The 21,702-nt window shown below is 72.9% G+C and carries 22 protein-coding genes, 1 pseudogene and 1 riboswitch; of the genes and pseudogenes, 13 read left to right on the top strand and 10 right to left on the bottom strand.

The features are described from left to right. Window positions 1–12 precede the first annotated feature (12 nt). Together HHX41_RS35345 and HHX41_RS35340 are read left to right on the top strand one after the other, a co-directional pair. On the top strand, window positions 13–912 hold the full coding sequence (locus HHX41_RS35345; RefSeq protein WP_182909432.1) for an alpha/beta fold hydrolase: 900 nt from the start codon (window positions 13–15) through the stop codon (window positions 910–912). A gap of 22 nt (window positions 913–934) precedes the next feature. After that, window positions 935–1,738 carry a MerR family transcriptional regulator gene (locus HHX41_RS35340; protein WP_182909431.1) on the top strand — a complete coding sequence of 268 codons (804 nt, stop codon included), beginning with the start codon at window positions 935–937 and terminating at the stop codon, window positions 1,736–1,738. An 86-nt stretch (window positions 1,739–1,824) separates the two neighbouring features. Here the strand turns inward: HHX41_RS35340 and HHX41_RS35335 are convergent, their stop codons facing one another. The 3 genes from HHX41_RS35335 to HHX41_RS35325 all read right to left on the bottom strand — a co-directional run bounded on the left by HHX41_RS35335 (window position 1,825) and on the right by HHX41_RS35325 (window position 4,696). Continuing rightward, a complete protein-coding gene (locus HHX41_RS35335) occupies window positions 1,825–2,496 on the bottom strand; it encodes a CHAP domain-containing protein (RefSeq protein ID WP_182909430.1) in 672 nt (223 codons plus the stop codon). A gap of 14 nt (window positions 2,497–2,510) precedes the next feature. Beyond that, window positions 2,511–2,649: riboswitch (cyclic di-AMP (ydaO/yuaA leader) on the bottom strand. A gap of 182 nt (window positions 2,650–2,831) precedes the next feature. Then, on the bottom strand, window positions 2,832–4,046 hold the full coding sequence (locus tag HHX41_RS35330; RefSeq protein WP_310742318.1) for a HAMP domain-containing sensor histidine kinase: 1,215 nt from the start codon (window positions 4,044–4,046) through the stop codon (window positions 2,832–2,834). After that, entirely contained in the window at window positions 4,043–4,696 is a 654-nt protein-coding gene (locus HHX41_RS35325) for a response regulator transcription factor (protein ID WP_182909429.1), read from the bottom strand. The genes HHX41_RS35330 and HHX41_RS35325 overlap by 4 nt, the downstream gene beginning before the upstream one ends. Before the next feature lie 152 nt (window positions 4,697–4,848). Here HHX41_RS35325 and HHX41_RS35320 point away from each other — a divergent pair, with 152 nt between their 5' ends. From HHX41_RS35320 to HHX41_RS35305, 4 genes are read left to right on the top strand one after another with little or no spacing between them, the layout of a single operon-like run. Beyond that, window positions 4,849–5,370 carry a hypothetical protein gene (locus HHX41_RS35320; protein WP_182909428.1) on the top strand — a complete coding sequence of 174 codons (522 nt, stop codon included), beginning with the start codon at window positions 4,849–4,851 and terminating at the stop codon, window positions 5,368–5,370. Then, on the top strand, window positions 5,367–6,428 hold the full coding sequence (locus tag HHX41_RS35315) for a peptidoglycan-binding protein (protein ID WP_310742317.1): 1,062 nt from the start codon (window positions 5,367–5,369) through the stop codon (window positions 6,426–6,428). Before HHX41_RS35320 ends, HHX41_RS35315 begins: the two co-directional genes overlap by 4 nt. Further along, window positions 6,425–7,300: an ABC transporter ATP-binding protein gene (locus HHX41_RS35310; RefSeq protein WP_169982713.1), complete on the top strand. Its 876-nt coding sequence runs from the start codon at window positions 6,425–6,427 to the stop codon at window positions 7,298–7,300. Before HHX41_RS35315 ends, HHX41_RS35310 begins: the two co-directional genes overlap by 4 nt. Next, window positions 7,297–8,493, top strand: coding sequence for an ABC transporter permease (locus HHX41_RS35305; RefSeq protein WP_182909427.1), 1,197 nt, complete (start codon window positions 7,297–7,299; stop codon window positions 8,491–8,493). Before HHX41_RS35310 ends, HHX41_RS35305 begins: the two co-directional genes overlap by 4 nt. 4 nt (window positions 8,494–8,497) lie before the next feature. On the opposite strand, the gene HHX41_RS35300 is transcribed toward HHX41_RS35305, so the two are convergent. The 4 genes from HHX41_RS35300 to HHX41_RS35285 form a co-directional block, all read right to left on the bottom strand. Continuing rightward, complete coding sequence (locus HHX41_RS35300; RefSeq protein WP_182909426.1) at window positions 8,498–9,850, bottom strand: serine hydrolase; 1,353 nt, start codon at window positions 9,848–9,850, stop codon at window positions 8,498–8,500. Between the two features lie 124 nt (window positions 9,851–9,974). Further along, a complete protein-coding gene (locus HHX41_RS35295; protein WP_182909425.1) occupies window positions 9,975–10,820 on the bottom strand; it encodes an alpha/beta fold hydrolase in 846 nt (281 codons plus the stop codon). Then, complete coding sequence (locus tag HHX41_RS35290) at window positions 10,817–11,254, bottom strand: MarR family winged helix-turn-helix transcriptional regulator (RefSeq protein ID WP_182909424.1); 438 nt, start codon at window positions 11,252–11,254, stop codon at window positions 10,817–10,819. The genes HHX41_RS35295 and HHX41_RS35290 overlap by 4 nt, the downstream gene beginning before the upstream one ends. A gap of 75 nt (window positions 11,255–11,329) precedes the next feature. Next, on the bottom strand, window positions 11,330–12,244 hold the full coding sequence (locus HHX41_RS35285) for an alpha/beta fold hydrolase (RefSeq protein ID WP_182909482.1): 915 nt from the start codon (window positions 12,242–12,244) through the stop codon (window positions 11,330–11,332). Window positions 12,245–12,451: 207 nt separating this feature from the next. Between HHX41_RS35285 and HHX41_RS35280 the strand changes: the two genes are divergently transcribed. Next, a complete protein-coding gene (locus tag HHX41_RS35280) occupies window positions 12,452–13,042 on the top strand; it encodes a TetR/AcrR family transcriptional regulator (protein WP_182909423.1) in 591 nt (196 codons plus the stop codon). 78 nt (window positions 13,043–13,120) lie between these two features. On the opposite strand, the pseudogene HHX41_RS42495 reads toward HHX41_RS35280, so the two are convergent. Together HHX41_RS42495 and HHX41_RS42490 are read right to left on the bottom strand one after the other, a co-directional pair. Next, window positions 13,121–13,333 (bottom strand): annotated as a pseudogene (locus HHX41_RS42495) (transposase); the annotation flags it as partial. Between the two features lie 10 nt (window positions 13,334–13,343). Further along, window positions 13,344–14,336: an FGGY-family carbohydrate kinase gene (locus HHX41_RS42490; protein WP_396795666.1), complete on the bottom strand. Its 993-nt coding sequence runs from the start codon at window positions 14,334–14,336 to the stop codon at window positions 13,344–13,346. A gap of 17 nt (window positions 14,337–14,353) precedes the next feature. Between HHX41_RS42490 and HHX41_RS35270 the strand changes: the two genes are divergently transcribed. From HHX41_RS35270 to HHX41_RS35255, 4 genes are all read left to right on the top strand, one after another. After that, on the top strand, window positions 14,354–14,596 hold the full coding sequence (locus HHX41_RS35270) for a hypothetical protein (RefSeq protein WP_220504708.1): 243 nt from the start codon (window positions 14,354–14,356) through the stop codon (window positions 14,594–14,596). A 216-nt stretch (window positions 14,597–14,812) separates the two neighbouring features. Beyond that, complete coding sequence (locus HHX41_RS35265) at window positions 14,813–15,001, top strand: hypothetical protein (RefSeq protein ID WP_182909422.1); 189 nt, start codon at window positions 14,813–14,815, stop codon at window positions 14,999–15,001. A 62-nt stretch (window positions 15,002–15,063) separates the two neighbouring features. Continuing rightward, window positions 15,064–15,900, top strand: a complete 837-nt coding sequence (locus HHX41_RS35260) for an SDR family oxidoreductase (protein WP_182909421.1) — start codon at window positions 15,064–15,066, stop codon at window positions 15,898–15,900. Between the two features lie 109 nt (window positions 15,901–16,009). Continuing rightward, entirely contained in the window at window positions 16,010–18,265 is a 2,256-nt protein-coding gene (locus HHX41_RS35255; protein WP_182909420.1) for an ATP-dependent RecD-like DNA helicase, read from the top strand. A gap of 80 nt (window positions 18,266–18,345) precedes the next feature. Here HHX41_RS35255 and HHX41_RS35250 read toward each other — a convergent pair whose 3' ends face one another. Then, complete coding sequence (locus HHX41_RS35250) at window positions 18,346–19,440, bottom strand: hypothetical protein (RefSeq protein ID WP_182909419.1); 1,095 nt, start codon at window positions 19,438–19,440, stop codon at window positions 18,346–18,348. A gap of 319 nt (window positions 19,441–19,759) precedes the next feature. Between HHX41_RS35250 and HHX41_RS35245 the strand changes: the two genes are divergently transcribed. Together HHX41_RS35245 and HHX41_RS35240 are read left to right on the top strand one after the other, a co-directional pair. Further along, window positions 19,760–20,827, top strand: coding sequence for a cytochrome P450 (locus HHX41_RS35245; RefSeq protein ID WP_182909418.1), 1,068 nt, complete (start codon window positions 19,760–19,762; stop codon window positions 20,825–20,827). Then, complete coding sequence (locus HHX41_RS35240; protein WP_182909417.1) at window positions 20,824–21,633, top strand: isocitrate lyase/phosphoenolpyruvate mutase family protein; 810 nt, start codon at window positions 20,824–20,826, stop codon at window positions 21,631–21,633. Before HHX41_RS35245 ends, HHX41_RS35240 begins: the two co-directional genes overlap by 4 nt. Window positions 21,634–21,702 lie beyond the last annotated feature (69 nt).

Below are 21,702 nucleotides of genomic sequence, written 5' to 3'. Positions count from 1 at the left end.
CAGCATGGTGGCATGACCAGGGAAACCAGTGCGACCGAGGTCGCCGGACCGCGCGAGACGTACGGTGAGCACGACGATGGTGGAGAGCGGGCCGAGGGAGGCGACAGTACGACGCGGAATTTCACGATCCGCAACGACGGCGTCACGATCCCGGTGTCTCGCGGCGGCCGGGGACGACCGCTGGTCCTGTGCCCCGGGCTGAACTCGACACAGGCCGACCTGCGGGAGCTGGCCGAGCTGCTGCGGCACGACCACGACGTGGTGACATTCGACCTGCGCGGCCATGGCCTCGCCTCGGCCGCCGACCGGTACTCCTTCGAGGCCTTCCTCGGCGATTTCGCGGCGGTGATGGCGGAGCTGGGAGACCTTGGCCTGCCTGCGGCGCCTGTGCTGGTGGGCTACTCGTTGGGCGCCGACCTGGCCGTGCACTATGCCTGCGAGCATCCCGACACCGTCGCCGAGCTTGTTCTCATCGACGGGGCGAACCCGGTGTCCAAACCGTTCATCACCGAGGCCGTCCTGCCGGAGTTCCGCGCCATGTGGGAGGAGCTGACGGTGCGGCAGGAGTCCGAGCAGGGCACCGCGCGTCAGGTGTCGCTCACCGCCCGGGAGATTGTCGACCTGAACCTCGAGATCGACATGATCCGGTCGGAGATCCTCGACCGGTACGAAGAGATCGACAGGCCCATCAGAATGATCATGTCAACCTCGATGGCCGGCGAGAGCGGCGAAGGGCACGCGCCGCGGTTCAACCGGATCTGGCGTGCCGGCGTCGAGCGGCTTGTCCGCGAGCACCCGCACATCACCACCACATGGCTCGACGCCGACCATCAGCTGGTCTTCACCCATGCCCCGGAAATCGCCCAGATCATCCGTGGCGTGGAAGGCCCGGCCGGCCACGCGACCTCGTGAGCGACTCCCGGAGACCGGTCGGATGCTGACCATCGGCGAGCTGGCGTCCTATGCCGGAGTGACGGTGCGCGCGGTACGGCACTACCACGCCAAGGGGCTGCTGCCGGAGCCGGAGCGGGACCACTCCGGCTACCGCAGATACGACGCCGGCGCCGTGATCGAGCTGATCAGAATCCGAACCCTCGCCGAGGCCGGGGTTCCGCTGGCGCGGGTGCGGGAGCTGCTGCAGTCCGGTGAGGAGGAGTTCGCCGCGGCGGTCGCGGACATCGACAGGCGGCTGCGGGCGGAAATCCGGGAGCGGCAGCGGCATCGCGAGCGAATTGCCCGGCTCGCCTCCGGGGACAGCCTGGCACTCCCCCCGGAGGTGGTCGAGTATCTCGACCGGCTGCGGGCGCTCGGGGTCGACGAGCGGATCGTCCGGGCCGAGCGTGACGGCTGGATCCCCCTGGCCGCGCACTCACCCGGGCGAGTCGCGGAGTGGATGGCACGCAAGCGGGAGCAGATCGACGACCCGCGGCTCGTCGGTTTCTACCTCACCCTGAGCCAGGCTCTCGATCGAGACGACGACGACCCGCGGCTGGTCGAGCTGGCCGACAAGCTGGCCGTCTACATCACGCGTATGGCCGACGAGCGGGGCGAGCACTATGTCGACGACACCGACATCGCGTCACCGCTCGTCAAGCTCATGGACACGCTGGCGTTCGACACCGTGCCGCCGGCGCGTCGGCTGATCGAGCTGCTGAAGCAGCGAGGCTGGACGGGCTGGACCAAGCTCGAGCGCGTGGCCCCCAGACCGGCTGCGCCACCTCGGAGGCCGGCGTCTTGAGCATCAGCGCCGGGCGCCTGCGCGGCGGGGGTATGGCGAAGCGCGCCGGGATCACCGGCGCGCTTCGTGGGTCGGGGCGTCAGCCGTCAGGCGGAGGCGGCGGCTTCGCCCGGGTACATCGGGTAGCCGTACCCGACAGCCTGCCAGGTGGGACGGGTGCGGACCTCGACGGCGCCGTTGCCGGTGTTGCCCTCGATGGTCCGGATGGTGCCGTCGCCGTTGTCCTTGACGACGAAGCCGACGTGCACGATGTCGCCGATGTCCTTGCTGCCGTTCCAGTTGAAGAACACCACCGCGCCCGGCTTGGGCGTCCGGCCCCAGCGGCCGTGGTCGGCGAACCAGTTGGCGTGCTCGACGGTGTAGGCGTCGGAGCCCATGACCGGCCCGATGCCGAGCTCGTGGCCGACCCAGGAGACGAACATGTCGCACCAGGGCGCGTTCAGGTAGCCCTTCAGGGTGCCGCCGTCGCGGGCGAGGGTCTCCTGGGCACGGGGAGTGGACATGTACCACTGCTGGAACTTGGTCCCGCCGCCGTAGGCGTTCTCCCTGATCCCGACCTGGCTCTTGGCCAGGCTCAGCACGTCGACCGCGCTGACCTTGGGCAGGGTCGAGGCGATCTCGGCCATGGACTGCGCGGCCGCCGGGCCCTTGCCGGTGGCGGGGTTGTCGGCGTGCGCGGCCGGCGCCGCGACCAGCACGGCCGAAGCGAGGGCCCCGCTTACGAGGGCAGCGCGAACACAGGTGTTGAGGACGTGCATGGTGGGGCGAACTCCCTTACTTCCATGCCGCCTACCGGGTTAGCTGACGGGTTCGGGCTGGAAGGCGCCCTACGGCATGGCAGGCATGCCGATTCACCCCAGGAGAGGTGGGTCCCCGGCTCCGCGCGGACGCGGACTCGGCGGCCGGGCGGCAGGCCGGGATCGGCCGGCCGCGTCGGTCTGAGGAGGGCTTCTTGGCCATTGAATGAGCAAGTGCGCCCTGAGCTGCCTAAAAGGTAATAGACCAGGTCAAACCGGTCAAGTTAGAACAACTCGGATTTTACTCGCGAGTAGGGAGAGGCCGGGCGACAGTGGGTAGGGAAGCCCGGATGTGATCACCCCTGGGCCGGCCCGGGCAGGCGTACGGTCACCGCCAGGCCGCCCTCCGGCCGGGCGAGCGCCTCCGCCGTGCCGCCGTGTGCCACCGCGATGGCCCGGACGATGGACAGGCCCAGCCCCGCCCCCCGGGCGGAGCGGACGCGGTCGCCGCCGAGTCGGCGGAACGGCTCGAACAGGTCGTCCACCTCGTAGGGCGGGACCAGGGTCCCGGTGTTCTCCACCGTCACGCTCACTCCGCTCTCGTCCTCCCGCAGCCGGACCCAGACCTCCCCGTCCCGCACGTTGTACTTGATCGCGTTCTCCAGCAGGTTGAACAGGCAGCGTTCCAGGAGGAGCGGATCGCCGTACGCGACCGCCCGGCACAGGTCCTCGTGGACGACCACCTTCCTGCGGCGCGGCTGCAGGTCGATCTGCTCCATGGCCGTACGGACGACCTGCCGCAGGTCGACCGGCCTGCGGGCGGTGAGCTCCTGCTCCGACTGGGCCAGCATGAGCAGGCCCTCGATCAGCCGCTCATGCCTGGCGTTGGTGCCGAGCAGCGCCCGGGCCAGCGCCTTGAGGTCCTCCGACGCCGCCGGCTCCTCCAGCGACACCTCCAGCACCGTACGGTTGACCGCGAGCGGGGTGCGCAGCTCGTGAGAGGCGTTGGCGATGAACCGGCGCTGGGCGTCGAACACCCGGTGCAGCCGGTCGAGCATCGCGTCGAAGGTGTCGGCGAGCCGTTTGACCTCGTCCTGGGGGCCGCTCAGGGCGATCCGCTCGTGCAGCGTGCTCTCCGACAGCCGCTGCGCGGTCTCGGTCACCCGCTCAAGCGGGCGCAGCGCGCGGTCGGCCACCAGGTATCCCAGCAGCACCGCGACGGCCCCGACCAGGATCATGACGATCACCGACGACCCGAGGACGTCGCTCAGCACGCCGGCCGCCCCCTGCTCGACATCGGTGCGCACCCGCCGCGCGAGCATGTCGGCATCGGGGAGCGCGCTCCCCTGGACGGCATCGGGCAGCGCGCCCCCCGGAACCGCGTCGGGGGCGCCCGCGCCGGTCACCTTCGACGCCACCGACACCACGAACCGCTGGTTGAGCGCCCGAGCCGTCAGCAGGTGGGTGAACCACAGCAGCACCGACCCCGCCACGAAGAACAGCCCGCCGTACAGCAGGGTGAGCCGCATGCGCAGGCCCAGCCTGCCCCAGAAGAACAGGGCACGGGTCACAGCCGGTACCCCCGGCCCGGCACGTTCTCGATCACGGCAGGGACGCCCAGCTTGCGGCGCAGCGAGGTGATCGTGACGCGCAGCACGCCCGTTCCGGCGTCGGAGTGCTCGTCCCACACGTCCGCGCGCAGCCGTGCCGAGGTGACCAGGTCGCCGCCCGCCCGCATGAGCTCGTGCAGCACGTCGAACTCCCTGCGGCCCAGCGCCACCTGCCGCCCGTCCCGCACGACCGTACGGCGGGCGGGGTCGAGCCGGATCCCGGCCCGCTCCAGCACGGGCGGCACCGCACGGGACGAGCGCCGGGCCAGCGCCCGGACCCGGGCCACCAGTTCGGCGAACGCGAACGGCTTGACCAGGTAGTCGTCGGCGCCCAGGGACAGGCCCCCGACCCGGTCCCTGACCCGCCCGGCCGCGGTGAGCATGAGGATGCGGCTCGCCCCTCCGGCGCCGATCAGCTCCCGGCAGACCTCGTCCCCGTGCACGTCGGGCAGGTCGCGGTCCAGCACGACCACGTCGTAGTCGACGTAGGCGGTCAGCTCCAGCGCCTCCCGGCCGTCGTAGGCCACGTCCACGGCGATCGCGTGCAGCCGCAGCCCCCGGGCGACGGCGTCGGCCAGCTGTTCCTCGTCCTCGACCACGAGCACCCGCATCCCAACCTCCCGCTCGGCTTCGAGAGTGACGCAGGAGGTGTTAGCCGCGGATAAGCACGGATAAGCCGATCTCGCTTATCCGCGTTTAGCACCGCCTCCGCTGGAGTTGGGCCGCGTCCCGGGCGAACGCCCCGGGAGAGGAGGAGCGACTCATGCGCATACGACCGCCGCGTGCCCTGGCACCGGCCCTCGGGCTCGCGCTGGCACTGGCCGCCTGCGGCGCGGCCCCCGCGGACGACGGGATCGCCAGGGCCGGCGGCGCCGCCTCGACCGCGACGGCGAAGCCGTCCGCGCCGGGCCCGGCCGACCGCCAGGAGGCCCAGCTGAAGTTCGCCCAGTGCATGCGCGAGCACGGCGTGGACATGCCCGACCCCGGCCCCGACGGCCGCGTCCGCATCACCGGCAAGAAGGGCGAGGAGGCCACGATGCGTAAGGCCATGCAGGCCTGCGAGCACTTCATGAAGGACGCGGTCGGCGACAAGCTCGGCGGCGACGACCCCGAGGCGCGCGACCGCATGGTCAAGTTCGCCCAGTGCATGCGCGAGCACGGCGTCGACGTCGCCGACCCGGCCCCCGGGCAGGGACTCCAGATCAAGATCAAGCCGGGTCAGGAGAAGGCGATGGACGAGGCGCGGAAGGCCTGCGAGGAGTCCGCCCCGGGGAGGAACGGGTGAGGACGAGCCTGGTGATCGCGGGCGCCGGCCTCCTCGCACTGGCCGCGGGAACGGTCGTCGCCGTGGCGGGCGGCGACGACGCCGGCGCGGCCGAGCCGTCTCCGCCCCCGGTCCCCGCCACCGCGCCGATCACCCGCCAGGACCTGGTCGACACCAAGACCGTCGAGGGGGCGCTGACCTACTCGGGCGAACGGCGGGTCAGCACCGACGCCTCCGGCACCGTGACCTGGGCGCCCGCCGAGGGCGCGGTCGTCCGGCGCGGCCGCCCGCTGCTCAGGGTCGACCGCAGGCCGGTCGTCCTCATGTACGGCACGCTGCCGATGTACCGGCCGCTGCGGCAGGGCGTCGACGACGGCCCGGACGTCGAGCAGCTCGAACGCAACCTCAAGATCCTCGGCTACGGCGACGACCTGACCGTGGACGACCACTTCAGCTACGCGACCCATCTGGCCGTCAAGCGGTGGCAGGACGACGCCGGGCTGCCCGAGACCGGGCAGGTGGACGCCTCCCAGGTGGTCTTCCTGCCCGCCGCCGCGCGGGTGACCGACACCGGGGTCGAGGTCGGCGCCAGGATCACTCCCGGGCGCCCGGCCCTGACCGTGTCGGGCGTACGGCGGCTGGTGCACGTGGACCTGTCCACCGACGACCAGACGCTGGCCAGGAAGGGCGCCAAAGTCACCGTCGAACTGCCCGGCGGCGAGCGCGTCACCGGGAAGATCACCTCGGTCGGCACGGTGGCCGAGGCCGTCTCCGGCGAGCGGGGACAGGATGCGGGCAGCACGGTCGACGTCGACATCACCCTGAGCAAGACCCCCAGGACCCGGCTCGACAGGGCCCCGGTCGAGGTGGAGCTGGTCAGCGAGCGGCGCAAGGACGTGCTGGCCGTGCCCGTGGAGGCGCTGCTGGCCCTGCGGGAGGGCGGATTCGGCGTCGAACTGGTCGAGGGCGCATCCACCCGCGTGATCCCGGTGGAGCTCGGCGCCTTCGGCGGTGGCATGGTCGAGATCACCGGCGCCGGGCTCGCCGCAGGCATGAGGGTCGGGGTGCCCGCCACATGAACCGGCTGATCCGGCCCGGCCGGCCGGGCACCGCGCACGCTTCCGATCCCCTCGGTGACGTGCCACCTGGGCAGCCCCTCGCGCGGGGCGGGCCGTACGTGGTGGAGCTGCGCGAGGTGACCAAGGTGTACGGCGGCGGCGTGCGGGCGCTGCGCGGCGTGGATCTGCTGATCGAACGCGGCGAACTGGTCGCCATCGCCGGGCCGTCCGGCTCGGGCAAGTCGACCCTGCTGCACCTGATCGGGACCCTGGACCGGCCCACCACGGGCACCGTGCGGATCGCCGGGCACGACGTGGCCGGCCTGGCGGACCGCGAGCTGTCCGCGTTGCGCGCCCGCCACCTGGGGTTCGTCTTCCAGCAGTTCCACCTCGCGCCCGGGTCGAGCGCGCTGGACAACGTCGCCGACGGCCTGCTGTACACCGGGACGCCGCTGCGGGCGCGGCGGGAGCGGGCGGCCGCCGCGCTGGAACGGGTCGGCCTCGGCCACCGGCTGGGCCACCGGCCCGGCCAGTTGTCCGGCGGCGAGCAGCAGCGGGTCGCGGTGGCCCGCGCGGTGGCGGGCGACCCGCCGCTGCTGCTGGCCGACGAGCCGACCGGCAACCTGGACTCGGCGGCGGGCGCCGAGGTGCTGGGGGTGTTGCGCGACCTGCACGCCGCCGGCACCACGATCGCGGTCATCACCCACGATCCCGAGATCGCCGCGTGGTGCCCCCGGCAGGTGCGCGTGCGAGACGGCCGGGTCGTCGCCGACGCCGGGGCCGGCGCCGGACGCCGCACCCCCGGGGCCGGCCCCAAGCCCACCTGTAAGGCGGCACCCATGCACGAGACGGCGGACGAGCCCGGAACGGCGCCGAAGGGAGCACCACGATGACCGGTCAGAGGCTGACCCCCGCCAGGCTCGCGCCGTCCGACGTCCTGCGGACCGGCGTGGCCGCGCTGCGCACCCGTCCCGCCCGGGTGATGCTGTCCGCGCTGGGCATCGCCATCGGCATCGCCACCATGATCGCCGTGCTGGGCGTCTCGTCCTCCTCCCGGGAGCAGTTGCTGCGCCAGCTCGACCGGCTCGGCACCAACCTGCTCACCGTCACGCCCGGGCAGTCGGTCTTCGGCGAGGAGGCCACGCTGCCGACCGAGGCGCTCGGCATGGTCCGGCGCATCGGGCCGGTCCGCACCGCCTCGGCCACCGGCTCGGTCGACACCACGATCAGGCGCACCGACCGCATCCCCAAGGCCGTGACCGGCGGAATCGCCGTCCAGGCCGCCACCGCCGACCTGCTCACCACCCTGGAGGGCCGGGTGGTGACGGGCGCCTGGCTGAACGCCGCCACCGAGGCGCGGCCCGCCGTCGTGCTCGGCGCCAAGGCGGCGGAACGGCTCGGCATCACCCGGACCGGCGTACAGGCCTGGATGGGCGAGCGGTGGTTCACCGTCGTCGGCGTCCTGGGCCCGATGCCGCTCGCCCCGGAGATCGAGCGCTCGGCACTCGTCGGGTTCCCGGCCGCGCGGAAGTACCTGGGCTTCGACGGTCACCCGACGACGATCTACGAGCGGTCCGCGGAGGAGGTGGTGGAGGCCGTGCGGGCCGTGCTGCCGCGCACGGTCAACCCGGAGAACCCGGAGGAGGTCACCGTCAGCAGGCCCTCGGACGCGCTGGCGGCCCGGGCGGCGGCCGCGAACGCGTTCACCGGCCTGCTGCTCGGCCTCGGCGCGGTCGCACTGCTGGTCGGCGGGGTCGGCGTGGCCAACACGATGGTGATCTCGGTGCTGGAGCGGCGCAGGGAGATCGGCCTGCGCCGCTCGCTGGGCGCCACCCGCGGGCAGGTGCGCCTGCAGTTCCTCGCGGAGTCGCTGCTGCTGTCTGCGCTCGGCGGGACCGCGGGTGCGGCGCTCGGCGGCCTGGCCACCGCCGGCTACGCGCTGTCGCGCGGGTGGCCGCCGGTGATCCCGGGCTGGGCGTTCGCGGGCGCCGTCGGCGCCACGCTCGTCGTCGGCACCCTCGCCGGCCTCTACCCGGCGATGCGGGCCGCCGGCCTGTCGCCGACGGTCGCGCTGGCCGCCACCTGACCGGTCACCGCCAGCCGGCCGGGTCGACCCCGCCCGGCACCGGGGCCTCCGGGGCGTACGGCTCACGCGTGAAGACGAACGTGTTGAGGTCCAGGTGGGTCACCCCGCCGGGGGAGCGGACCACCCGCAGGGTCTCCCCGGCGTAGTAGCCGTCGAGCCCGAGCCAGGTGCCGTCGGCCTGGGGGACGAACCGGGAGGCCCGGCCCTGCCCGCTCAGCGGGGTCACCGACAGGCCCCGGTGCGGCAGGACCCGGACCACGTACGGCGTGGGGCCCCAATACCACGGCCCGGTCAGCTCCAGCAGGTCCTCGTCCACCGGGGAGGGCGACCACTCGGCCGGCAGCGGCGGCTCGTGCTCGGCCAGGATGTCCAGCAGGGCGGTGTCGAGGTTGCGCATGCCCGAGGTGGAGTTGGCCATCCACAGCACGGCCACGCCGTCGGCGGGGTCGGCCCACACACTGGCGAGGAAGCCGGGCATCGACCCGCTGTGGCCGGCCAGCCGGCGCGGGCCGCCGGGGCCGACGTGCCGGGCGAGCTGCAGGCCCAGCCCGTAGCCGCGCACCCAGATGTCGCCGTCCTCGACGACGGCCGGCTCGCGCATCTCGGCGACCGTGGCGGGGCGCAGCACGTCGCCGGTGTCGCCGCCGATGAAGGCCGCCCATCGGGCCAGGTCGGCGGTGGTGGTCCACAACTGGCCCGCGGGGGCCATGGCGCCGTGGTCGTTCTCGGGCTCGGGCAGCAGCGCGTCGGCCCAGGGGTGCACGGCGTACCCGGTGGCGTGCGGCGCCCGGGGGCGCGGGGTGGTGTCGCGCATGCCGAGCGGCTCGAGGACCTCCTCGCGTACGGCCTCGTCCCACGGCGCCGACCGCTTGCGCGCGACCAGCTCGCCGAGTAGGGCGAATCCGAGGTTGGAGTAGTGGTAGCGGCGCCCGGGCCGGTGCCGGGCGGACTCCGGGCCGAGCGTGGCGACCAGGTCGCCCACCGGAACCCCCGGGGTGCGCTCCCACCACTGGCCGGGTGACTCCGCGGTCAGCCCGCCGCTGTGGGACAGCAGCTGGGCGACCGTGACGTCGCCCAGCGGCGTGCCGGGCACGTGCTTGTCCAGGGGGTCCAGCAGGTCGAGCCTGCCCTCGTCGCGCAGCCGCATGACGACGGTCGCCACGAGGGTCTTGGTGATGGATCCGATGCGGTACTGGGTGTCGCGGGTGGGCGGTTCGCCGTCCACCCGGCCGCGCGCCCCGAACCAGGCGATCTCGCCGCCCCGAACGATCGCCGCCACCAGCGACGGCACCCGCGCCTCCGCCTGCTCGACCGCCAGCCTGCGCAGCAGCGCGCGAGCCGTCCCCTCCAGCACCATTCCGGTCGTCCCCTTTCCGTGACCCGCACCAGGTTAGCGTCCCGCCGCCCCGGCGACCCCGGAGACGGCCCAGGCCACGCCTCGTTCCGGGAGGCACGCGCGGGGAGCCGCGGCCGGCGGATCGTCACAGGAGGAACGGCAGCGTCTGTTCGGCCACGGCGGGGGCCGCTTTGCGTTCCGAGGGGCCCATGTGGTTGAGGCCGTCGACGGTTCGCAGCACGGCGCTGGGAAGGGTGCCGGCCAGCGTGGCGTACTCCTCCTGGTGCGCCGGCTTGCTGCGGCCGCCCACCAGGACCAGCACCGGGGCGGTGACGTCCGCGAACTCGGGGAGCCGGCCGTACTGTGCGGCGAGCTGCTCGTGTTCGGCCAGGCAGGCGCCCAGCAGGGGCCGCATCCGCTGCCAGGCCGCTCCGCGGAAGGCCATGCGGAAGACCATCCGCAGATACCAGTGCGGCAGCCTGGTCATGAAGTCCGGCGCGCCGCCCGACCCCTGAATGAAGTGGATGAACGCCCCGTAGTCGTCGCCCGCGGCCAGCCGTTCCCGGAAGGGCGCCATCCAGGCGGTGGGGACGGGCGCGCAGGGCACCCCGGGCTCGTAGACCGCGATCCGGTCGAACAGCGGGAACGAGCGCGCGGTCTCGAGGATGACGAGCCCGCCGTAGCTGTGCCCGAAGGCCAGGCGCGCCCCGGTCGCGTCCTGGACGGCCCGCAGGTCCTCCACTTCCTTCGCCAGGGAGTAGCCGGGTCCCTGGGGGCCGCTGTCGCCGCGTCCGCGCCGGTCGACCACGTGCACCGTGAAGGAGTGGGCCAGCGCGGAGGCCAGCGGCAGGTAGTCCTCGGAGGTCTTGAGATTGCCGCCGACCAGGATGAGGTTGGGGCCCGCGCCCAGCGTCCGGTAGGCGATCTCCGTGCCGTCGGCCGAGACGGCCGTGTGCCGGCGTAAGGGCGTGGTGTCGATGTCCCGGATCACTTGCCCGCCTCCCGCTCCAGCCGGTCGAACGTCGCCAGCAGTCGCGCGGTGTGCTCGGCGTACTCCGCGTACGGCACGCCGCTCTGCGCGACGACCGCGGCCAGCCGGTCTTCGAACTCCTGCCGGATGGAGGCCACCAGCCGTTTCCCGCCGTCGGTGAGGCTGAGCCGCCGGCGGTTCCCCCCGCCGGGGTCGGGCTGGACGTCGAGGAGACCTTCGGCGGCGAGCACGGACGTCATGCGGCTCACCGACGGCTCGGTCACGCCGAGATAGTCGGCGAGGGTCCGCTGCGTCGAGGCGCCCAGTTCTCCCACCAGGGTCAGCGCCAGGAAGCGGCTGTAGGAGACGTTGTGCTCCGCCCGGAGGATCCGGTCGGCGGCGCGGTCCAGCCGGGCGGTGAGCACATGCAGGTTGAGGCTGAGGTTTCGTTCCATGCAGCTAACTTAGCAAGCTAAGTTAGCCACCGCAAGATGCCTCGCCGGGTCGTACGCGGCGGGATTCACCGGGATTCACCGGGATTCGATCCGGCCCAGCGGATGGCCGCCGTCCGCCAGGGCCGTGCGCGCCGCCGACCACGCGGAATCCTCGATGCCGAGAGCGTGGCGGAGGTAGGCCCACGTGACCCTCTGGAGCAGGGCGACGCGTTCGGGGTTCTCGTCCGTCGTCTCCGTGACGTTGTATCCGGAGATCCCGCCGAGCGAGTGTTCGGCTCCGAACAGCGTGAGCAGGCTCTTGCCGCCGGGGCTCATGTGGTACGCGTCGGTGAACCAGTCCGGTCCGCGTACGGACAGAAGGGACTGGTCCTTGTCGCCGGCGACCATGAGGGCCGATGTGGTCATCTCCGCGAAGCCGGGGTTCATGAACGGGAAGTGCTCGGCGGCGAACGGGGCCAGGTCCGCGCCGCCCCTGCCGGTCAGGGCGAGCAGCACCCCGGCCGTGACGCGCGGGTCGGACATGTCCTCTCCCGGCACGCCCTCGGCGTCGAGGACCCGCGCGCCCAGCAGCATGCTCGCCGTCTGGGCGCCCCAGGAGTGGCCGGCGACGGCGACGCGGCCGCGGTCGAGCCGCCCGGCGAGGCCGGGGACGGCGTCCTCCACGAGGTCGAGCCGGTCGAGGACGCGCTTGAGGTCCTCGACCCGCGACCGCCAGATCAGCGGGGTACGGGGGTCGTCGGGGGGAAGGTTCAGCGTCCTGGAGTCGAGGTGGGTGGGCTGGATCACCGCGAAGCCGTGGGCGGTCCAGAAGTCGGCCAGGGGGGCGTAGCCGTTCAGCGACTCGCCGAAGCCGTGCGAGAAGACGACGACCGGCAACTCGTGCCCGGTCGTGGGGGCGGACACCCGTACGTGCAGGTCCTGGCCACGGCCGGGGGCCGGCAGCACCACCGGCTTCACCGAGACGACCGGAGTGGGCGCGCCGATGGTCATGAGCGATTCGTTCACAGGATTGTCCTTCAGTTGTTCGCGGGGATGAGGAGAGGCGGCACGCACGGCCGTATCGCGGGTGAGGCATGGCGGCGCGCTCTTGGTGACCGGGCCGCTGATCTGGCAAGATGAACAACCGGGACCGTGTCCCGTTTGACGATACGGAACAACGTCCCGTTTAGCAAGCTCGGCGGTGGAGGGAACGACGCGATGAACGACGACGACCGGGGCGCGGGGCGTGCGGTTCGGCCCAGGCGGGCGGATGCCCGGCGCAACGAGAAGGCCCTGCTCGACGCGGCCGCCGCGGTCTTCGTGACCTCGGGCGTGGACGCGCCGGTACGCGACATCGCGGCCAAGGCCGGCGTCGGGACGGCCACGATCTACCGCCACTTCCCGACGCGGGCGGACCTCATCATCGCCGTCTACCGGCACCAGGTCGAGGCCTGCGCCGAGGCCGGGCCGGCCCTGCTGGCGGCCGGCGAGACCCCGTACGCCGCCCTCGGGCGATGGATCGACCTCTTCGTCGACTTCCTGGTCACCAAGCACGGCCTGGCCGCCGTGCTGCGCTCCGACAGCGGGGGCTTCGAGACGCTGCACGCCTACTTCCTCGACCGGCTCGTGCCCGTGTGCGCCGAGTTGCTCGACGCCGCGGCCGCCGCCGGCGAGATCCGCTCCGACATCGAGGCCATCGAACTCATGCGCGGCGTCGGGAACCTCTGCATCGGCGCGGACAGCGATCCCCGCTACGACGCGCGCCGGCTGGCCGGGATCCTCATCGCAGGACTGCGCCTGCCCCGCTGATGCGGTGACCACGAACGTTCGCAGGGTTGGTCAGGCGGGTTCGTTGGCGGGTCGTCCCCAGCGGCGTTGTTTCTCGCTGCGTAGCGGCCCGAACCGCGCCTCGATGGCGTTGGCCCACGAGGCGTAGGTCGGGGTGAGGCACAGCTCGACCTTGTTCTTGTTCGCTCAGGCGCGGATCGCGGGGGTCTTGTTGGCCGACAGGTTGTCCGGGATCACGTAGATCGGGGCGCCGCCGGGGAGGGCGGCCCGGATGGACTTCAGCGCGGCCAGGGTGTGATCGCCGCCCTTACCAGCTCCGCCGTCAGCCAGCGCGGTCGAGGACGTTCGCGCGGGCCACGGCGTACCGTTCGCGGATCGCCGGCACGGCGTCCGCCTCGTGCATCTCAACCTGCCCGACCGTCCACGACGGCGGCCGCTGCCCGCCCGACAACACCCAGGCCGCCTGGCGGGCGGCGCCGTCGGCGACGTACTCCCCCAGTGGTGGGACGAGTACGGGGCGGCCGAAGACAGTAGGCGCGATCCGGCGCACCGCCTCCGAGCGGGCGCCACCGCCGACGAGGATGACCCGGTTGACCGTCGTGCCCTGCGCGATCATTGCGTCCAGCCCGTCGGCGAGTGCGCACAGCATGCCCTCGACCGCCGCGCGAGCCAGGTGCGCGGGGGTCGAGGTCCGCAGGGCCAGGCCGTGCACGGCTCCGGTGGCGTGCGGGCGGTTCGGTGTGCGCTCGCCCTCCAGGTAGGGCACCAGGGTCAGCCCGTCGGCGCCCGGCGGGGCGGACAGCGCCAGCGCCGACAGCTCTGCGTGGTCCACCCGCAGCATGGTCGCGGCCGCGTCGAGCACCCGGGCGGCATTGAGCGTGCACACCAGCGGCAGGAACCGGCCGGTCGTGTCGGCGAACCCGGCCACGATCCCGCTCGGGTCTGCGGTCGGCACGTTGGAAACGGTGGACACTACGCCGGAGGTGCCGATCGACACGATCACGTCGCCCGGCTCGGCACCGACACCCAGCGCCGCTGCGGCGCAGTCGCCGGCGCCGGGGCCCAGCGGCGCGCCGGTGCGCAGGTGCCCGGCCTGACAAGTCGGCCCGAGCACCTGCGGCAGCAGCACATCGTCGCGACCGAACGCCAACCGGAGCAGGTCCAGGCGGTACTCACCGGTCGCGGCCGACCAGTATCCAGTCCCACTGGCCTCGCTGCGGTCGGTGCGCAACGCATCGAGCCCCGCCACGTCGTCCAGTCCGCCGGCCTGTGCGACCGCGTCGGACAGTGCGGCCTCCCACGCGGCCGGCGGCACGGCGGTGCCGACGGGGTGTGGTAAACCGGCGCGCCCGGGTGCGGCACGAGGACGGCGCCGTCGACGTCATCGTCTGGCGCACCGCCACAGCCCGGCTCCTGCCCCGCCTGCTGGCCGGACGCCGGGCCGGGCCGGTCTTCCTCACCGATCGCCGCGCTCGTGTCGAGTTGCCGCAAGGCGACCTCGACTCCGGGCGGGCGCCGGTAACACCTACGACGCCGCAGCCTCCGGCTCCTGCCGACCTGCTCCACCAGGATTAGCGAAGCACCAGGTCAGGGCCATATTCGCCCGACTTTTCTCGAGTGCTACGACAACCCCCGCTAGCCGTATCCGCCGTCGGGCCGGGCACGTGACCGCCGTGGTAGCTTCTTGATCGTAAGGTGCGGCGCTCGTTCATGAGCGTGTCGGGACATCCGGCCGGCACGACAGCCTCAGTACAGGCTGTCTGGATCTCTCAGCGGAGAGTCTGCCTCGCCATGTCCTCACCCTTGTCTCCGCCCACATGGGCGATCTTCCTGCTCGTGGTCGCCGCCGACGCGCTCGACCCGCTCGGCGCCACGGTGACCGGCGTCGCGCCGCCGTCGACACGTCCGGCCAGGGCCGTCACCGCCGCATGCGCGACGAGAATCCCGCTGCCCGCGCGCCGTGGCGCGCACGCCCGCTGAACCTTCCCCGCCTCCCGGAAGGCATCCGCATCCACATCCGTACCGTTCACAGGAGCATTCCCATGATTCTCGTCACCGGAGGCCGCGGCGCGGTCGCCACCCACCTGCTGACCCTGCTGCTTCAGGCCGGCCGCCCCGTACGCGTGGCCTCCAGCGACCCCGGCCGGCTGCGGGGGCCCGACGGCGTCACGGCGGTCACCTGCGACCTCACCGACCCCGCGACCTTCCCGGCCGCCCTCGCCGGCGTCACGGAGGTCTTCCTGTACGCCGAGGCCTCGCACATCGCGGAGTTCGCCGACGCCGCCGTCGCGGCCGGCGTCGAGCACGTGGTCCTGCTGTCGTCCGCCAGCGTGCTGAACCCCGGCGCCGCCGGCGACCCGCTGGCCAAGTCGCACCTCGACGTCGAGACCGCGCTGCTCGCCGCACCGCTGACCACCACGATCCTGCGACCCGGCTCCTTCGCCGGCAACGCGGGCGCCTGGGCCTGGTCCATCAGGGCCGGGAGACCGGTGAGCCTGCCCTACCCGGGCTCCCACACCGACCCCATCCACGAACGGGACCTCGCCGAGGTGGCCTTCTCCGTGCTCACCGACCCACGCCACCAGGGCCGGCGCCTGCACCTGACCGGCCCGGAGAGCCTCACGTTCACCGAACAGATCGAGCGGCTCGCCGAGGTCACCGGGCGGTCCATCGCCGTCGGCCACGTCACGCCCGGGGAATGGAAGAAGGAGATGGCCGACCACATCCCCGGTCCGTACGCCGACGCCCTGCTCGCCTACTGGCAGGCCAACGACGGCCGCCACGTGCCGCTGACCGACGACGTCGAGCAGGTCACCGGCCGCGCTCCCCGCACCTTCGCCACCTGGGCTCGCGACCACGCCGCGGCCTTCACCGGGTAGCACCGCGAAAACGGCCGTCCCCGGCCTCCTGGCAGGACGGGGACGGCTTCGTCCCCACGCGACCGGTCGCGGTCGGGCGGGCCCCGCGGGGTGGGAGACAATGCGACCCATGACGAATCCTCCCGGGGGCGCCGCGGGCAGGCCGCCCGGCGTGCAGCTCGACGCCGTACTGGAGCGGATCACATATGCCAACGAGGAGACCGGCTACACGATCGCCAGGGTCGCCACCGAACGGTCGGGCACCGAGCTGCTGACCGTCGTCGGGCCGCTGCTCGGGGCGCAGGTGGGGGAGTCGCTGCGCCTCACCGGCCGCTGGGGCTCCCACCCCAAGTACGGCAGGCAGTTCGAGGTCTGGTCGTACACCACCGTCCTGCCGGCGACGATTCAGGGCATCCAGCGTTACCTCGGCTCCGGCCTGATCAAGGGCATCGGCCCGAAGATGGCCGAGCGGATCGTGGACCACTTCGGCACCGACACGCTGCGGGTGATCGAGGAGGAGCCGAAGCGGCTGGTCGAGGTCCCCGGCCTCGGGCCCAAACGGACCAAGATGATCGCCGCCGCCTGGGAGGAGCAGAAGATCATCAAAGAGGTGATGATCTTCCTACAGGGCGTCGGCGTGTCCACCTCCATCGCCGTGCGCATCTTCAAGCAGTACGGCGAGGACTCCATCGACGTGGTCCGCAAGGAGCCCTACCGGCTCGCCGACGACGTGTGGGGCATCGGCTTCAAGACGGCCGACACCATCGCGCAGGCCGTGGGCATCCCGCACGACAGCCCCGAGCGGGTCAAGGCCGGGCTGCGCTACACGCTCTCCCAGGCCGCCGACGACGGCCACTGCTTCCTGCCCGCGCCCAACCTGGTCGCCGACGCCGTGAAGATCCTGGAGGTGCCGGCCGACCTGACCACGGCCTGCCTGGAGGAGCTGGTCGCCGAGGAGGGGGTGGTCCGCGAGGAGATCCCGGCCAGGGGAAACGGTGAGCAGAACGGGGACGACGGCGAGAGCACCGTCCCCGCGATCTACCTCGTCCCCTTCCACCGCGCCGAGCTGTCGCTGGCCGGCACGCTGCGCACCCTGCTGTCCGCCGGGCACGACCGGCTCGGCGCGTTCACGGATGTCGACTGGCCGGCCGCCCTCGACTGGCTGCGCGGCCGGACCGGCGCCGACCTCGCGCCCGAGCAGGCCCAGGCCGTACGGCTCGCGCTGACCGAGAAGGTCGCGGTGCTGACCGGCGGCCCCGGCTGCGGCAAGAGCTTCACCGTGCGCTCGGTGGTGACCCTCGCCCGCGCGAAGCGGGCCAAGGTCATCCTGGCCGCTCCGACCGGCCGCGCGGCCAAGCGGCTCGCGGAGCTGACCGGGCACGAGGCCACCACCGTGCACCGGCTGCTCCAGCTGCGCCCCGGCGGGGACGCCACCTTCGACCGCGACAACCCCCTCGACGCCGACCTGGTCGTGGTGGACGAGGCGTCCATGCTCGACCTGCTGCTGGCCAACAAGCTCGCCAAGGCCGTCGCCCCGGGAGCGCACCTGCTGTTCGTCGGCGACGTCGACCAGCTTCCCTCGGTCGGCGCCGGAGAGGTGCTGCGCGACCTGCTGGCCGCCCCCGCCGTCCCCCGGGTGCGCCTGACGCAGATCTTCCGCCAGGCGCAGGAGTCCGGCGTGGTCGTCAACGCCCACCGCGTCAACACCGGGCAGCAGCCGCTGGTGCGCGAGTTCCCCGACTTCTTCCTGTTCCCCTGTGAGGAACCCGAGGAGATCGCCGCCCTGACCGTGGACGTGGTCGCCCGGCGCATCCCGAGGAAGTTCGGCCTCAACCCGCGCAGGGACGTACAAGTGCTCGCGCCCATGCACCGCGGCGCGGCCGGCGCGGGAGCGCTCAACACCGCCCTGCAGGAGGCGCTGACCCCCGCCCGCGAGGGCATGCCCGAACGCCGGTACGGCGGGCGGGTCTTCCGCGTCGGGGACAAGGTCACCCAGCTGCGCAACAACTACGACAAGGGTGCGGCGGGGGTGTTCAACGGCACGGTCGGCGTGGTCACCGCCATCACCCCCGAGGAGAGCAGGCTGACCGTGCTGACCGACGAGGACGAGAACGTCGACTACTCCTTCGACGAGCTCGACGAACTCGCCCACGCCTACGCGGTCAGCATCCACCGCTCCCAGGGCAGCGAGTATCCGGCGGTGGTAATCCCGCTGGCCACCAGCGCCTGGATGATGCTGCAGCGCAACCTGCTCTACACCGCCATCACCCGGGCCAAGAAGCTGGTGGTCGTCGTCGGGTCGCGGCGGGCTCTCGGCCAGGCGGTGCGCACGCGGGGGGCGGGCCGCCGCCACACGGGGCTGACCCACCGCCTCCGCGTGCCCTGATTCGTGTGCCCTGATTCGTGTGCCCTGATCCGCGGGTCCTGATCCGCGGGTCCTGGCCGGGGCGCCCGCCCCGGTCCGCGTCAGTACCTGGAGACGTAGGTCACGAACGACGGCTGGTCGACCTGGGTGGTTCCCTTGTAACAGACCACGTCACGCACGTACACGTCGGCGCCGGAGGTCGTCCACAGCGTGAGCAGGTTGCAGTACTCCGGCCCGGGGCCGTACGCCGTCACCTGGACGTTGTTGGGCGGCGACCCGACCCTGGGGAAGTACACCAGGCGCATGCCGGTCCCGGCCGTCCGCACCGTGTTGACCCCGCTCTGGGAGTTGTAGTTGACCCCGGGGGGAACCGGCGCGTACGGCCCGGGGTTGGCCGGGACGTTGTCGAAGGTGTAGGCGAACAGCTTCGGCGGCGCGAACGCCCCGGTGATCGCCCGCTCACGCTGGTAGGTGAGAGTCCAGCCGGTGTCGTACGGATTGTCGGCCACGTCGTGGCAGAGCACCTGGATCTTCTGACCCGACGGCGCCCAGCTCCAGGCGCCCACCTTGCACCGCGCCGGCTTGCTCGAATCGACCGCGGTGACCTGGATGTTCCCGGCCTGCACGGAGGAGCCGAGCCCGGGCAGCCAGACGGTCCAGTCTCCGGTCGTGTTGGGGAAGACGGCGTTCACGCCGAGCGAGGAGTTGTAGTCGGAGGCGATGGACGTGCCGTTCCAGTAGACGTAGCCGTACGCCTGCGTCGCCGAGGCCAGCGCCCCGCTGCTGCTGGCGAAGACGATCGAGAAGCGCGCGTTGACGGGGGTTCCGCCGAACCGGTAGCACCGCACCGCCACGATCTCGTCGGAGCCGGCCGGCCCCCACTTCTCGATCTGGCACCACTCGGCCGACTGCGAGATCGCGGTCACGTGCGCGATCCCGCCCTTGGGGATGCCGATCTTCGGGAACCGCACGAAGTACTCGCCGGAGCCGCCGGGCGTGACGCTGACCGTCGGCCCGGGCGCCCAGCTGCCCGCCTGGTAGGCCAGGTTCGGCACGCCGGAGGTGACGTCGATGTAGGCGAATCCCCACACGTCGGGAACCGCCGCGTTCGCGGCCCCCGCCCCGGCGGTGGCGCCCGCGGCGACCATCGCACACAACAGGAGTAATCGAGTGACCACGGTTCGTAACAGGCGCATGCCGTCCTCCATCGCGGTGGTGCCCAGTGGGCGTGCAGATGTCGACGCCGGTGATCCGGCGCGTGGAGCCGGTACGTCGGGTGGAGCCGTGGAACGCGCTCAGAAAAGCGGGAGGATCACATTCGCCCTCCCGCCCTGTGATAACCCGCGCGGCGATCGTTGAAAAGGCCCAAAGACCCACAAGCCGCGCACGGCATGCCCGGGCGTGAAACGTTCATCGTTCGACCGGAGCCGAAGGATTGCGGCCCTAGCCTGCCCGGGAGGCGACGACCACCACGGAAGGGGGAAGGGGGCGGCCTCCACGCGCCCCCGCCCACCGATGACAGCAGATCCGCCCGCCGTATGGGAACGGCGGCTCACCCGGTACGCGGACGTGCGTGCCGTGCTCGCCGACCCCCGCTTCCTCGTCCCGGCCGCCCCCGCCGTGCCGCTCGGAACAGGTTCGGGACCGGGGATGGCCTGGCTGCGGGGAGCGGTCAGCAGGTTCAGCAACGGGGCCGAGCACGCCCGCCGCCGCGCGCGCGTGCTGGGGTTGCTCGACACCCTCGACCCCGTACGGCTGCGCCGCGAGGCCCGGGAGCGGACGCGCGCCGAACTGGCGGGCGGGGCACCCGTCGACGTGATGGCCACGATCGCGCGCCGCGTCCCGGTCGGGGTCCTCGCCACGCGGCTCGGCGTCCCGGAGGACCGGAGGGAGGAGGTCGTCGCCGCGGTAACGGCCATGGCAGCGGCCTACCACCTCCCCGCCGTTTCCGACGCGCCGCCCGCCCGGGACGCGGCCGACGCGGCGGTGGGCGTGCTGGCCGCCGCGCTCGGCGGAGGGGATGCGCCCGAACCCGGCCTGCTGGCCGCCGTGGCCGGGGTGCTGGTCCAGGCGTGCGACGCCACCGCGGGTCTGGTGGGCAACGCCCTCGCCGTGGTGACGCGCATGCCCGCCGACCCGGCCCCTCGGTGGCCGGTCGAGGCGATGCTGGCCGAGATCCTGCGGTGGGACCCGCCCGTACGGGTGACGCGCCGCGTGGCCGCCGAGAACGCCACGGCCGGGGGAGTCTCCGTGCCCGCGGGGGCCGTCCTCGTGCTGGACCTGGCGGCGGCCAACCGGGACCCCGAGGTCTTCCCCGGCCCGCACCGCTTCGACCCCACCCGTTTCCGGCGGGGTCGCGGCGGGAGCGGCGGGCACCTGGGGTTCGGCGACGGGATCAGGCCCTGCCCGGGGGAGGCCGCCGCGCTCGCCCTGGCCGCGGGCGTCGTGGAGGCCGCCGCCGGCCATCGGCTCGCCGACCCCCAGATTCCGTACGAGCAGATTCCGTACGAGCCGTCGCCGAACCTGCGCGTGCCCGCCCGGCTCTGCCTTCACAACCCCGAGACAGCGGAAGGACCCCGATGACCACGCACGCCGAGACGTTCCGGGCGCTCCACCATGCCGAGCGCCCCCTGGTGCTGCCCAACGCCTGGGATCACGCTTCGGCGGCCGCGCTGGCAGCCGCCGGGTTCGCCGCGATCGGCACCACGAGCCTCGGCGTCGCCGCGGCGGCGGGCAAGCCCGACGCGACCGGCGAGACCGCGGCGGAGACGCTGGCGCTGGCCCGGCGGCTGGCCGGACTGCCGTGCCCGGTGTCGGTGGACATCGAGGGCGGCTTCGCGGACACGCCGGAGGGGGTGGCCGAGATCGCCTCCGAACTGGCCGCCCTGGGCGTGGCCGGCGTCAACATCGAGGACGGCCGGCCGGACGGCACGCTGGCCGACCTCGGCGAGCGGTGCGAGACGATCGCGGCGGTCAAGGCGCGGGCGCCGGAGTTGTTCGTCAACGCCCGCACCGACACCTACTGGCTGGGCGCCGGGGACCCGGGCGCGACCATCGCCAGGCTGCGGGCCTTCGCCGAGGCGGGGGCCGACGGCGTGTTCGTTCCCGGGGTCGCCGACGCCGGCGACGTGCGGGCGCTGGTGGACGCGGTCGATCTGCCGCTCAACGTGCTGTTCCTGCCCGGCCGCCACACGGTCGCCGGGCTGGCCACGCTCGGCGTCCGGCGCATCAGCACCGGGTCGCTGCTCCTGCGGGCCGCTTTGCACGCCGTGGTGGGGACCGCCCGGGCGGTCGCCGGAGGCGGGGACATCCCCGCCGGCCTCCCGTCGTACGCGGACGTGCAGGACCTCGTCACGACCTGCGCTGACTGGGTGCTTGATCAGTCTTGACCCGCACCTTACCGTCAACAGAGACGACTCCACCGGAGAAGCGACCGAAATGTGACCTTAGCGCAGGAG

This window comes from Microbispora sp. H13382 (assembly GCF_014161445.1).
Classification (GTDB): domain Bacteria; phylum Actinomycetota; class Actinomycetes; order Streptosporangiales; family Streptosporangiaceae; genus Microbispora.
This window is presented reverse-complemented; position numbering and strand designations above follow the sequence as displayed.